11 protein-coding genes are annotated in these 14,340 nt (G+C 32.3%); 6 read left to right on the top strand and 5 right to left on the bottom strand.

Going from position 1 to position 14,340, the window contains the following annotated elements; translation table 11 throughout:
• Positions 1-46 precede the first annotated feature (46 nt).
• The 3 genes from CHB80_RS07695 to CHB80_RS07685 are packed head-to-tail and all read left to right on the top strand — an operon-like array spanning position 47 to position 2,999.
• Positions 47-991 (top strand): DNA/RNA non-specific endonuclease, encoded by a 945-nt coding sequence (locus CHB80_RS07695; RefSeq protein ID WP_089370872.1) that lies wholly within the window; start codon positions 47-49, stop codon positions 989-991.
• An 11-nt stretch (positions 992-1,002) separates the two neighbouring features.
• Complete coding sequence (locus CHB80_RS07690) at positions 1,003-1,971, top strand: CHAT domain-containing protein (RefSeq protein ID WP_089370871.1); 969 nt, start codon at positions 1,003-1,005, stop codon at positions 1,969-1,971.
• 5 nt (positions 1,972-1,976) lie between these two features.
• Positions 1,977-2,999, top strand: coding sequence for a hypothetical protein (locus tag CHB80_RS07685; RefSeq protein WP_089370870.1), 1,023 nt, complete (start codon positions 1,977-1,979; stop codon positions 2,997-2,999).
• A 46-nt stretch (positions 3,000-3,045) separates the two neighbouring features.
• Here the strand turns inward: CHB80_RS07685 and CHB80_RS07680 are convergent, their stop codons facing one another.
• The 3 genes from CHB80_RS07680 to CHB80_RS07670 are packed head-to-tail and all read right to left on the bottom strand — an operon-like array spanning position 3,046 to position 5,258.
• Entirely contained in the window at positions 3,046-3,315 is a 270-nt protein-coding gene (locus CHB80_RS07680; RefSeq protein ID WP_089370869.1) for an EF-hand domain-containing protein, read from the bottom strand.
• Positions 3,316-3,369: 54 nt separating this feature from the next.
• Complete coding sequence (locus CHB80_RS07675; RefSeq protein ID WP_089370868.1) at positions 3,370-4,071, bottom strand: LytR/AlgR family response regulator transcription factor; 702 nt, start codon at positions 4,069-4,071, stop codon at positions 3,370-3,372.
• Complete coding sequence (locus CHB80_RS07670; protein ID WP_229746866.1) at positions 4,068-5,258, bottom strand: sensor histidine kinase; 1,191 nt, start codon at positions 5,256-5,258, stop codon at positions 4,068-4,070. Before CHB80_RS07670 ends, CHB80_RS07675 begins: the two co-directional genes overlap by 4 nt.
• Positions 5,259-5,490: 232 nt before the next feature.
• Here CHB80_RS07670 and CHB80_RS07665 point away from each other — a divergent pair, with 232 nt between their 5' ends.
• From CHB80_RS07665 to CHB80_RS07655, 3 genes are read left to right on the top strand one after another with little or no spacing between them, the layout of a single operon-like run.
• Complete coding sequence (locus CHB80_RS07665; protein ID WP_089370867.1) at positions 5,491-7,419, top strand: ankyrin repeat domain-containing protein; 1,929 nt, start codon at positions 5,491-5,493, stop codon at positions 7,417-7,419.
• A gap of 23 nt (positions 7,420-7,442) precedes the next feature.
• Positions 7,443-8,330, top strand: a complete 888-nt coding sequence (locus tag CHB80_RS07660; protein WP_089370866.1) for an ABC transporter ATP-binding protein — start codon at positions 7,443-7,445, stop codon at positions 8,328-8,330.
• 8 nt (positions 8,331-8,338) lie between these two features.
• A complete protein-coding gene (locus CHB80_RS07655) occupies positions 8,339-11,935 on the top strand; it encodes an ABC transporter permease/M1 family aminopeptidase (protein ID WP_179218111.1) in 3,597 nt (1,198 codons plus the stop codon).
• Between the two features lie 64 nt (positions 11,936-11,999).
• On the opposite strand, the gene CHB80_RS07650 is transcribed toward CHB80_RS07655, so the two are convergent.
• Both CHB80_RS07650 and CHB80_RS07645 read right to left on the bottom strand, forming a co-directional pair.
• On the bottom strand, positions 12,000-12,788 hold the full coding sequence (locus CHB80_RS07650) for a M23 family metallopeptidase (protein ID WP_229746867.1): 789 nt from the start codon (positions 12,786-12,788) through the stop codon (positions 12,000-12,002).
• Positions 12,789-12,983: 195 nt separating this feature from the next.
• The gene (locus CHB80_RS07645) at positions 12,984-14,339 is read right to left on the bottom strand and encodes a M23/M56 family metallopeptidase (protein WP_179218110.1); all 1,356 of its coding nucleotides are present in this window, start codon (positions 14,337-14,339) and stop codon (positions 12,984-12,986) included.
• Between the last annotated feature and the right edge of the window lies 1 nt (position 14,340).

Here is a 14,340-nt window from a genome sequence, read left to right as displayed (position 1 = left end):
AAAATAAATAGTAATTTTAAAGTAGTTATAAATAAAATAAGTGTTGATGGCATATTCTTCTAATTTTCTTAAAGGACATATTGTCAATGTTCCAGAAATTGATGTGATAGAAGAAGAAAAGTTTAAAGCGACTAACTTTTCAGTAGCAGATTATTATCTAGAATATGCTAATTATAGTGTTTTACAGAATCCTTTTAGGAAATTCCCATATTACACTGCAGCAAATATAGATGGAGAGCTATTCAAGAAAATTAAAAGAGGTGAATTATTTTCTGGAAGTGATTCTTGGAAAAAGGATGATAGAATTCCTAAAGAATGTCAATTAGGAAAAGAGCTTTATAGTTCTTTAAAAAGTGATTTTGATAAAGGGCACTTAACAAAACGTGAAGATGTGCAATGGGGTCATGATATAGAGACTGCTAAAGATGCAGCAATTTCTACATTCTATTATACGAATGCTGTTCCACAAGTTGATCGGTTAAATCGAGGTGTATGGAGACGTATAGAAGATTATATTTTACATCACGAAGTTGTAAAGCAGTCTTTGAAAATTTCATTAATAACTGGACCACTATTGCTGGATTCAGATCCTGAATTTGTAACTAAAGTGGAAAATATAAGTATCCAACTTCCTACACTATTTTATAAAATTATCTATTATTTGCGTGATGGAGAGTTATATAGAACAGGTTTTTTAACGAGTCAAAAAGGATTATTACAAAAACGTAGGATTGTAAAACCAGTAGTAAGAGGTGATGTTTTAGAATCTAATGACATGTTTCAGGGTTTTAAAGATGCAGAAACATATCAGGTTAGTGTCCCTTTTATAGAATCAATTGGAAATTTAAAATTTACTGAAGCTAAAGAAATATTTAAGGACAATACACCTGAAGAACTTATTTTAGATGCAATTGATGTGAGATCTGAAGAGTCAATAGGGACAACTCGATCTCGAAGTAGATCACAATCACGAAGTAATCTAAAATTATAGATATTACTATTTTGAAAAAAATACTATTCATAAAAATTAATCCTATAGGAACCGTTAATCTTAGATTAGACGAAGAGGAAAAGGCTTTACGACAAGTATTAGACCTAAGTATACATCGTGATATATTTACATTGGAGTCTAGAGGAGCAGTCACTACAGATGATTTACATCAGTATTTAGAATTAATCAAACCTACTATTCTTCATATATCTGGGCATGGAAGTGAAGAGGGCGTTCTGTTTTTTCACGACAGTGAAGGGCATAAAAAAGAAGTATCGATATTAAAGTTTTATGAATTCCTAAAGAATTTTGATAGCCATATAGATAGTGTTTTCTTGAATGCTTGTTTTAGCATGTCTGGTATTGATACTATTACAAGCCCTAATTTTCATATCATAGGTATGAAAGAAGAGGTTCCAAATGATACGGCACTTGCTTTTGCTAGAGCATTTTATACCTCCCATTGTAACGGAAAATCTGTTACGGACGCCTTTGAAACTGCAAAAGGAGTAGTGGGAATGGATGGTTTTAATGATGAGCTTATTCCTAAGCATATTAAAAGTAACATACCAGACCAAGAGTTTTTAAAACCTGAAAAGGTAGAAGTACAGCCAGTAGTAGAAAATCAAGCACAAAAATCAGTATCACTCGTTTCTCCAGTAAATGTAGCACTCGTTAAAAAAAATCGTATTAAAGATAAGCGGTTTTACTATATCATTATAGCAGTATTAGTAGCTACTTCTGCAGCTTTAGTCTTGAGTTCTTTAAGCTTGGAAGACAAGAGTATTTTGTTTACCTCTATAGGTAGTTTACCACTTTTCACACTTAAATGGCCTTTTGATAAGTTAGAAAGTATAAAAAAAGCATTAGAATCTATTCTTATTCTAGAAAATGAGCTTCAACTCTCTCATGAAATGACAGATGAAGAAAAACGCACATTAAATAATCAATTTAGAAGAATTGTAGAGGCAAAAATATAATCATAATGAATAGCGAATTAGAAGACAAAATACAAGAGCTCGAATCTGACACTAAAAAGAGGAACTATTTAAAGTACATAATGGCTCTTATACTATTAGGCGTTTTTGTTAGTTTATTCTTTTTAGCGGAAATGGCTGAAAAAAAAGTAGAAAAGGTTGAAGAAATCGTTAAGAGCAATAACAAAGGGGCTATTGATGAGAAAAAGAAAGAAAAAGAAATTTTACAAGAAAAAGAACAGAAAGATTCTCTTATACAGTTTACTTCTGAGGTATACGTAAACGAATTAAAAGATATAAGAGAAAAATTAGTAGATCGTAGTACTTATGCAAATAGAGATATTATTTCCTCTATAGATTCTATATTAAATATTGCTAAACAAGTCTCAAGATTATCCTCAGACACTATTCCTTTTAGATTTTATAGACGACCTAACGATAGTAAAAAGATTTTAGAAATTGTAAAAGCTAGTACAACTCCTTTCTATAAAATAGATTCTATTTACGAAGGAATAGGCGATACTGATAAACAGGCAAATACCATTCACTACGGTAGTCTTGTTAAAAAAGCATACGTAGATGAGCTTGTAGCTAAATTACGAGAGCAAAATATACCTATAGAGCTTGTACAACAATTTAAAGGCAAGCGTGGATATGATTGGAAAAAGGTAACCGTACAAATAGAATATACAGATACAGACACCGTTTCAGATAACTCTAAATGGAATATTCAGTTTTATTCCTATAAGCCTAATAAAAAAGTAAAATATATTGCACGAAAGCAACTTATGGAAGAAGGCTATAATGTAGAGTTCTTTCCAGATTGGGAGCGAAAAATGTCATTTTTCTCTGAATACCCTGTTGTCATATTTTATAAATCTGAAAATGAAACAAAGGCTAAAGAGATAGCAGCAGCTCTTAAAAGAGATACAGGCGTTAACTTTGTTACTGAATCAGGTGATGGTTTGGGAGTTTCAGATGCAGAAAAAGACAAATTATTTATCGTCCATTATAACGGTGCAAATAAATAGTTTTCCGCTTTCGCGAAAGCGTATATACATACCTAAAAAATAAACATCACTCTTTTATCTCGTCTAGTGCAGCCTTAAATTCATCCCAGCTCACTTGTGCGTCACCATCTTTACTATATCCATCTATTAGCTTAGATGCAACAAAACCTCTTATAAAACCAGATATTTCTGCTTTTTTAAGTAATCGAACTATTTCTTTCTTACTTAGTTTGCCATCTCCATCTTTATCAAAAAATGCAAATGCTGCCTCTGGATTATTAAAATCTTCTGTAATAAGTGTTTGCAGTTTTCCTAAGATCATATCTTTTGTGGCCATAGTATTGTTTTGTTTTTGGTTAGTATTCTAAAGATAAATAAAATGGTGAAAATCTTATTGCAATAAGGTATGAATATTTGATTTATAGGTCTGTCCAATAGGCACTGTAGTGCCTTGAATAATGATTCGATTTCCTTCAATACTATCTATATGGTTTTTAGCTACAGCAAACGATTTATGAACTTGTATAAAGTCTTTTTGAGGAAGTTTTTCTAATACATCTGTTATTTTATCTCGTACAGTAATTGTACTATCCTTCGTTACAACTTTTACATAATTGCCAGCAGATTCTAAGAACAGAATCGTATCAACAGCTACTTGTGTATATTTTTTATTAGAACGTAAGAAAATCTTTGAGGAGTGCGTCTCTGTAGTTTGTGTATTAATAATAGTTGGGTTAGGAGTCGTATTGACAGTTGCTTTATTTACTGCTTTTAAAAAACGCTCAAAACTAAACGGTTTCAGAAGGTAATCTACAATATTAAGTTCGTACCCCTCTAAGGCAAACTCTTGATAGGCTGTTGTTACAATGACTTTAGGCGGAGAGGCAAGTGTTTTTAAAAAATCAAACCCTTTTAATTTTGGCATATTAAGATCTAGAAAAATAAGATCTACGGTATGTGTATTTAAATACTCAATAGCTTCTAATGCATCATAGCAATTTTTCATTAATTGCATATTGGGCATCATATCACAATAGCGCTTAATAATTCCGTGAGCTATATGTTCATCATCTATAATAAGATACGTAATCATTGTGTTTTTAATATTAATTGCGCCTTATAGAGGTCTTCTGTTATATCAAAGGATAAGGTATGTTTTTTTGGATATACTAAGGCTAATCTTCGTTTTAAATTTTTCAATCCTATTCCTGAATTTTCTTGAATTTGAGAACTATCATACCTATTTTCAATTGAAAAAGAAATCTCTTGTGAAGTATTTTCTATATGAATAGAAACATAAGCATCGGTATGTAGTCTTTCTATACCATGTTTAAAAGCGTTTTCTAATAGTAATATAAACAACAGTGGCATTAATACTGTCTTGTCATCTTTAATATCTGTGGTAAAACGAATATCTATTTCTTTATGGTAACGCATTTTATGAAGTGCAATGTAATTTTTTAAATAAGTCACTTCTTGTATAATAGATACACGATCATTTTGTCCTTCATAGATACTGTATCTCATCATATCAGAAAGCTTTAATATCATACTTTGAGCCTTCTCTGTATCTTCTGCAACAAGGCCATATAAGTTATTAAGCGTATTAAAGAAAAAATGCGGATTTACTTGACTTTGTAAGTGTAATACTTCCGTTTTCTTTTTTTCATTCTTTAACCGTATTGCTGATGTAACCTGCCAGATTAGCCAACTTAGGAGAAAAAAGAAGAAAACGACTACCAAAATAGAAAGTAAGGTCTCAACAAGATCTTCATCGTTCTCTAATAGTACTAAACTACCTCTTTCTGATACTTCTGTAGATAGCGCTACAATAAAGAAAGCTACTATTATGAATATGACAACACTTATAACCCAAAAAAAGACTTTACTATAATTTGATGACTGATTGATTTTTACTTTAGTAGGATTCAAATACTTTGTTATTAATACAATAAGTGCGATGAATACAATTATAAAAATGAAGATCAATGATTTTTTATAGATGATAGATTCTATAATACCTATGATCTGTAATAAGGACAACCATAGTATAATTGCCCAAACTTCCTTCTTTTTCCATCTCAACAGTTTTTGAGGAGTCACTTTATGTTCTATAAACCAATAAATAGGCATATATGTTAATAGAAGAATTGGTGTATAGAAGAAGAGGCCACCTGTATTTACAAGTCCTAACAAAATAATAAAAGCACCACTTGCCATAAATAGGAATCCAAGAATTATAGCTATTAAGGGACGTTTATTTCGTGATATTATTGACATATGCATGTTTATGAAATCAATATTAGGGATATAATGAGTTCTTACCAAAAAAGTTGACAAACAGGTCTTCTATAGGGATAAGCTTTCGCGAAAGCGGGATCAACCCATTTCCTATTTCCATAACTAATTTATTTCACACCAATAAAGCTGTTCGTCACAATTGTTTCTTTTAAAAAGATATCTCTAATAGGTTTGGCATATCAAAACAGGATTATCATAAATAATTAAAATCATGAATATGTTTAGAATCAATACAAATTTTAAGAAGCTATCTATTCGATACATTACATTTTCTATAATGACTTTATGGCTTCTTAACAGCCAAAGCATACAAGGTCAAGAATCTTCTCAAATCTCTATAGATGCGATTGTAGGAAATTGGGAAGGCAACATTGTTGTAAATGAACAAAAAACGGTTGGTATTCTATGGCGTTTTGAACTATCAGACACAGGAAAACTTTCAGGATATATGGGACCTGCTTCCAAAGGGATAGCAACACTTCCGATGCAAGACATCACGTTTTCTGAATCAACACTCAAATTTACCATTCATTCTGAAGGAAACTATGCTGGAACTATTAGCGATAAAAAAATTACGGGTAATTGGCATTCTGCTAGTGGTAAGGTTTTACCTCTAAATATGGCTAGAAAATTAACGAAAGAAGAAATTAGTACTCGTTTTACTTCTAATAAAACAAAAAAGGTTTCTATTTATGAGCATATTCAACTAGGAGACATCACTGCTATAAGTTCTTTTTTAAATACAGGAAATGATATTAATGCAATAAATAAAGATGGGTATTCTTTACTTTTTTATGCTATCAAAAATGATAGATCACACAAAGTCACTACGTATTTACTTAACCAAGGTGCCAACCCAAATTTAAACTGCAAAAATATATCTCCTCTTATGTATGCAGTTGCTTACCAGAATCATACCGTTATTAAAGAGCTTATAAATCACAATGCTGATATAAACTACGTGAGTGATGATAAACAATCGGCATTAGTTTTTGCAATAAAAGGACGAGATACAAAAGCTCTCCAATTATTATTAGATCATGGAGCAAATCTTACTCAAGAAATTAAAGATGGGTATACTGCTATTGATCTAGCTAAAAAAGAAAATAGTAGAGAAGTACTAGAGGTGCTTAATCTTCCTTATGAAGGCATTAGTGATGGTCCATATATTCAAGAATCTGAAATGGGACGTGTTGCTACTTGGATTCATAAAGGAAAAGTATTTGTTCAGGAGAATATAACTAAGGCATCGCAAACCATTCAATATCAGGGCGCGAAAGTTACTCTTCATGAAAATAGCTCCATAAAGGAAGAAAAAATAACTTATACAAATGTTTCAAAAATTGCTGCGATAAGTGACATCCATGGTCAGTATGATACATTCATCACATTATTAAAAAATAATAACATCATAACTCAAGATGAAAAATGGAATTTTGGGGAAGGTCATTTAGTAGTTGCTGGAGATATTTTTGATAGAGGGCCACAAGTTACAGAGGTTTTATGGTTTTTATATGACTTAGAAAAACAAGCAGCAAAGAGTGGTGGTAAACTACACGTATTACTTGGTAATCATGATGTTATGGTGCTTAATGGAAACCTTCGTTCTGTACACCCTAAGTATACAGAAACAGCTACTATTATTGGGAAGCCATTTGAAGAGTTATTTACAAGCGAAACTGTATTAGGAAACTGGTTGCGTACTCGTCCAGTAGTTATTAAAATAAACACCATGCTATTTACTCATGGAGGTTTACATCCAGATATGGTTACCAAAAACATATCGTTACAACATATTAATACTGAATTCACAAATCAATTAATTGAAAGCGAACTACCAAACGGGCGTAATGAATTAGGCACATATCTACATAGGGAAAATGGACCTATTTATTATAGAGGATATTTTCAAGGAGAAACTGTAAAAGAAGCAGCAATTGATCAATTATTACAATACTATGATGCATCTGCGATTGTAGTAGGCCATACGACACACAGACATATTGAATCACGATATAACGGTAAAGTGATTGTTATTGATGCTAATATGAAAAGCGGGGAAATGGCTGAGATTCTCTTATGGGAATCTGATACGTTTATTCGCGGAAACCTAACAGGAGAAAAACTACAACTCAAATAATCAAATATCAAAAAACGAACAGTATGGAACTTATCATCAATAATCTTTCTAAAACCTATTCAAACGGAGTTAAAGCACTCAATGGAGTTTCTTTAGAAATCTCTAAAGGAATGTTTGGACTCTTAGGGCCTAATGGGGCAGGAAAATCAAGCTTAATGCGTACCATCGCTACATTACAGGAAGCTGACCAAGGTACTGTTACCTTAGGTGAAATAGACGTACTAAAACAAAAAGATACTGTACGAAAAATGCTAGGGTATCTCCCTCAAGAATTTGGAGTATATCCCAAAGTCTCTGCAGAAGTATTATTGAATCATCTCGCTGTATTAAAAGGAATCAGTCATAAAAACGAACGGAAAGAAATTGTACAAGCACTATTACATAAAACCAATTTGTACGAACATCGAAAGAAAAACCTTGGAGGATATTCTGGAGGAATGAAACAACGTTTTGGAATCGCACAAGCATTACTGGCGAACCCTTCATTGATTATTGTAGATGAACCTACAGCTGGTTTAGATCCAGCAGAACGAAATAGGTTTTACAATTTATTGAGTGAGCTAGGGGAGCAGGCAGTAGTCATCTTGTCTACACATATTGTAGATGATGTAAAAGAGTTATGTACCGATATGGCTATTATAAATAGTGGGCAAGTACTCTATAAAGGCAATCCTAAAGAAGCCATAACACAATTAGAAGGGAAAGTATATCGTAAAACGATTGCAAAAGATGAATTACAAGGGTACAAACAAGAGTATAGAGTCATAGCAGAAAGATTCCTTCTAGGGAAGCCTATCATTCATATTCTAAGTGATATACACCCTCAGAATGGCTTTGAATCTATTCCTACCGATCTCGAAGATGTGTATTTCTCTCACATATTTGGAAACCTATCCACACTAGCTAATTAAAACGATACATGATGTTTTTAGAAATATTCAAATTTGAATTAAAATACAGAGCAAAACGCGCAGATACATATATCTATTTTTTAGCATTATTCTTGTTTTCTATCATTGCAGTTGACTTTTTAAATGACGCGCCATTAGGGGCTCTTAAAAGGAATGCTCCAATCATCATTGCCAGAACAATGGGAATTATTTCTGCACTATTTATGATGATTTCATCCATGATTATGGGAGTAGCCGTATTACGAGATTTTGATCATGGAATGGAATCTTTGATGTTTATTAATCCATTTAAAAAAAGAGATTACTTACTTGGACGCTTTTTAGGATCCCTTACAGTATTAATTCTAATATTTTGTGCAGTACCACTTGGAATGATGCTAGGGGATCTTTTACCATGGCACGAACCTAATTTATTACTTCCGTTTAATAGTTGGCATTACATACACCCCTTTATCACTATTGTCATACCAACCTTATTTTTTGGAGGTGCTATTTTCTTTGTAAGCGGTACGCTTTCGCGAAAACTTATAGTCGTCTACACTCAAGGGATATTGTTTTTAATGATCTATATAGTATCATTACAGTTAGTTAAAGGAAGTGAATATCTTTATGTAGCCTCTTTACTAGAACCTTTTACTTTTCAAAGTATTGCGATTATAGCACAATACTGGACCATTGTTGAGCAAAATAACACGCTGATCTCTTTAGAAGGAGTGTTATTATATAACCGTTTAATTTGGATAGGAATAGGAATAATAGCCTTAGGTATCGGGTATTATAGATTTCAATTTATAGCTGTAAGAGATCGAGCACGAAAAGGTTTCCAGGTCTCAACAAAAAAACAAGAGTTTTCAACACCTAAAAGAATGACTGTTATTCCAAGTATAACACAACATACCGGATATATCGCTACCTGTAAATCATTCATTAAACATTCATTATTCTATTATCGATCTATCCTAAAAGAAGTCTCTTTTTGGGCCATAGTGATTTGTGCGATGTCAATACTATTAATAAGTTCTATAAACCTTGGAACTGCTTTTGGAGTAGATAGTTATCCTACTTCATATATTATTATTGGAGAGCTTATAGAGAATACTGCTATTTTCTTTTTATTGATTATTATTTTCTATTCCGGAGAACTCATTTGGAAAGAGAGAGATAAGAAAATGCAACCTATTTACGATGCATTACCGATATCTGATTCCTTAAATATCATGAGTAAGTTCTTAGGATTAATGCTTGTACTTACCAGTTTAATGATAGCAATGATCATTGCTGGTATATTGTTTCAAACCTATAGAGGGTATTATCTATATGAATTGGACGTATATTTCACTAGCTTTTTTATAGCAATATTTCCATTTATATTTTTAATATCGATCGTCAGTTTCTTCTTCCAGATTGTCATTAATCATAAATTCGTATCACATATTGTAACTGTAATTGTTGTATTTGCAATTACAATCCCTTTAAAAGTAAAAGGACTTGACCATGGATTATACACTTTTGGAGGTAGTGATTTAGGAGGGTATTCTGATATGAATGGTTATGGACATTTTCTAACGCCATATTTATGGTTTAAAACCTATTGGAGTGCATTTGCATTATTACTACTTATAGGAGCTACAGTGATTTCTGTAAGAGGAACCAAAGTCTCTTTTTTAAAACGATTAAAGCAAGGGAAATTACGCTTTACAAGACCTTTACAAAAAGCTAGTATCGTACTCATAGTAATACTAATAGGGTCTGGAAGCTTTATATTTTATAACACCAATATCTTAAATAACTATTCATTTTCTTCTACTGAGAATACCTATAGGGCAAGTTATGAGAAAGAACTTAAACAATTTGAGTATCTACCACAACCCAAAATCATTGATGTACATCTTACTGTAGAATTGTATCCTTCAGAAAGGAAGTATAGTGCAGAAGGGTATTTTATATTGAAGAATACGTACGATCACCCTATACGTGAAATTCACATCCAAGAGCTTCCTAGTGATGATGTTCAGTATGAATATCTTACAATTGATAAAGGATCAAGTATCAATTCTAAATATAAAGAGTTCAAGTATCACATTTTTGAACTAGAAACCCCTTTACAATCGCAAGATTCTCTATATTTTAACTTCAAACAGGTATTTGCTCCTAAAGGTTTTACAGAAGGTAAAGAAAAAGTAATTGTAGATAACGGTACATTTTTTACCAATTTCCATTTTCCAACGATAGGATATCAAAATGATATAGAACTAGAAAATACTGATGAACGTTTAAAACAAGGATTAACTCCTCAAAATGGAAGAGCTGCTATAGATGATTTCCGTTATTTAACCACTGCTAGAGCTAATGGAGACGGAGAAGAGATTCATTTTGAAATGATCATGGGGACAGAAATTGACCAAACTGCCATTGCTCCAGGAAGCTTACAGAAAGAATGGATAGAAAATGGACGACATTATTATCACTATAAAGCAGATAGTCAAATGTCAAATTTTTATACGATGCTTTCTGCTCAATATGAACTTGTTAAAGATCAATGGAATTCTTCTATAGATCTTGAGATTTATTACCATAAAGGGCATGAGTATAATCTTGATAGAATGATGCACGGGATGAAAAAATCCTTTGATTACTTTAATACAGTATTGAGTCCCTATGCGTATCGACAAATGCGTATTGTAGAAGTACCCAATTATCACAGTAAAGCGCAGTCATATCCTACAACTGTACCGTTCTCAGAAGATATAGGTTTTATACTTGATATCGATGATGAAGAGGATGTAGATATGGCATTTTTTGTAACTGCACACGAACTCGCACATCAATGGTGGGGACATCAAATAAATCCTGCAAACGTACAAGGAAAGTCCATGATCTCTGAATCATTAGCTCAATATGGAGCTATGATGGTATTTCAAAAAGAATTCTCCAATGAAAAAGTACGCCAATTGCTTGCACGAGAAAAAGAACGTTATTTAAAAGGACGCACACAGGAGAACGAACAAGAGATGCCTCTATATTTAGTAGATAGAAATCAGCAATATATCCATTATGGCAAAGGATTAGTAAATCTATATGCATTTCAAGATTACATCTCTGAAGATAGCGTAAATCTAGCTCTAAAGCGTTTTATAGAAGATTGGAATAGTTTTGATGGAATTAAAAAGTCACAAACAGATAAATATCCTACTACTAAAGATTTACTTCCTTATTTTAGAGAGGTAACACCAGATAGCCTACAATATACCATCACAGATTTATTTGAAACGGTTACCTTTTATAAAAATAAAACAACGAGTGCTACATATGATAAGCTTTCTGATCATCAATATCAAGTATCATTAGAAATAGAAACATCAAAATTTCGTCAAGATATAGATGGACAAGAAAATGGAATCCCTATAAATGATTGGATAGATATTGGAATCTATGCAAAAGATAGTGATGAACTATTATATCTTAAAAAACATAAGATCACTAAGCAACATACAACCCTAGAAATCATCGTAGGTCAAGAACCCGGTAATGCAGGAGTAGACCCCATGAATAAACTTATGGATAAAGATGAGAATGATAATATTATGATCCTAGAAAAGAAATAATTCTAAAATAGATATAATTATAAACATGAGTGCGCTTTCGCGAAAGCGTACTCATTTATAGTTATTACTTATTGACAACTAATTGTTGTCCAATACGCAATGTACTCGTCTTTTTAATTGAATTTTCTTTACATATAGCCGTAATAGAAGTGTGATGCCTATTAGCAATTTTTGAAAGTGTATCGCCTTTTTTTACGATATAAATTTTCTTCTGTTTTTCTTCATTCTGAAGTGCTTCTTCTTCAGTAGTAGCTATAATAATGTTACTTTGTCTTCTTGAACTATGTAAATAAGGAGTTACCCACCTTCTAGTTATCCAAATATCTTGACTGCGTATCTTATTTTCTTCTGTAAATTCAAATAAGTATTCTGGGTTGATATATACACCTCTATAACTTACAATAAGATGTAAATGACTTCCTCTAGAATTACCGGTATTACCGCCTTTACCTATAACCGTTCCTTTTGTAATGGTATCATTTACTTTGACTACTTGTTTAGATAAATGTGCATAAGTAGTTTCTAAACCATTTTCATGTCTCACGACAACCGTTTTTCCTAAACCTGGAAAAGTTCTCACAGCACGTACTTTACCATCAAAAATGGTCATTACATCATCTCCCGTAATCAGATCAATATCAATGCCCTTATGTGCTCTTCTATTACGCCATCCATAACGAGAAGTGACAACTTTTTTACGACCTATAGGAGACGTAAACGTACTATCTGCAAATGAAACTTCAAATGGAAATGTTTGTTTATACTCTTTATAAGGATTAAACGTAGTTGAGTCCCAATTTTCTGTCATATAGACTTGGGCCAAACTATCTCTTTGGTGTGTTTTTATAATCATATCCAGCTGATTCGAAAAAGAAATCGAATCTAACCTCATAATTCCAAGGTCAATGATCTGACTATGAATTTGATAAGTACTTATACAAATAAGGAGAAAAAGTAAGCGTTTCATAAAATATTAAATAGGGATGTATATAAGTAGTTGTATCACTACATACGTAACGTAAACAAATAGAGATTATGGTGTGGGGGATTATTTTTCTGTATAGTCAAGTGGGTTTATTGACTTTTTATTATGGTGTAACTCGTAATGAAGGTGTGATCCTGTAGTTTTACCAGTCATTCCCACATATCCAATAACATCTCCTTTCTTTACAGATTGCCCGTAGTGAGCTTCAAAACCTTTTAAATGTGCATACCAGGTTTCATAGTTATCATCATGCTTAATTTTTAATAAGTTGCCCCAATTCCCAACATCTTTTGACAGGAAAACTGTTCCGTCTGCTGTAGCAATAATAGGGGTCCCTAAAGGCGCTTTAATATCTATACCCGTATGTACTTTCCTTTTTTTAGTTTTAGGTTCTTTTATGGTTACATTAAAAATAGCTGTGATTTGTTCTCTAGAACTCCCCTCAATAGGAAAAGCAAACGTAGGAACAGCAGTAGTAGCTGAAATAGCTGTGTGAGGAATCGCTGCCCCTACGTCTATATTATTTTCTACAACGATTGTATTATTAGCTCTTGGTTTTGTAAAAGCAACTACTAGTAAAATACATAAAGGAACTATGACAATATAGGTGAGTTTTAAAAGGTAATGAGAAGTGTTTTTGGTCATCATCTGGATTCGTTTTTTGAGAATAGGAGTTTGAAAGTAGTTATAAAGGGGATTCGTCTTTGTGATAGCGATACTTTGTGCTATCAATTGTAAATACGCCGAAGTTTTTACATCTTTTGCAAGTACATATTGATCTGCTTGATATTCATGAATTGATTTTAAGGACTTTCTAAATAGATATACTAATGGATTCCACCAAAAAAATACGATGTATACCTCTGTAAGAAGCACATCTATAGAGTGGCGTAAAAGGATATGTGCTCTTTCGTGCATAATCACTAAAGCATCATATGATTCTCCTTTAGGAACAAAAATCCAATGGAAATAAGAAAAAATAGTCGAAACTGGCGATTCGTAGATAAGATATTCATCTTTTTTAATAAGAACAGATTGTCTCTTAATACGATACAAACGACGTATACTTGATAAAAAACGGAATACACAAATTCCAACACCTATACAGTAGATAATATATCCAATGGTCATATAATCTATAGGAATACTACTATCTTCTTTTGTAATGGCAGTAGTAGATGAAAGGGAGGAAGTTGTAATAGTAGTGATATGTTCAAATAACTGTGGAATTTCTTCTATTGGATGTTGTTCAATGGGAGGCAATAGATGTACGAGTAATGGAAGTACTAATGAAACTGGAAGAATACATACTAAAAAGTATCTATTAAAAGAATGAAAAGTAAATTTACTAAACCATACTTTATACACTAAAAAGAGTGTTGAAAAAATAAGTGTTGTTTGAAAAAGATATAGGAACATA

The sequence above is a fragment of the Dokdonia pacifica genome (genome assembly GCF_900188275.1).
In the GTDB taxonomy this organism is placed as follows: Bacteria; Bacteroidota; Bacteroidia; order Flavobacteriales; family Flavobacteriaceae; genus Dokdonia; species Dokdonia pacifica.
The sequence above is the reverse complement of the archived record's forward strand: the minus strand, read 5'-3'. Positions and strand labels throughout refer to the sequence as shown.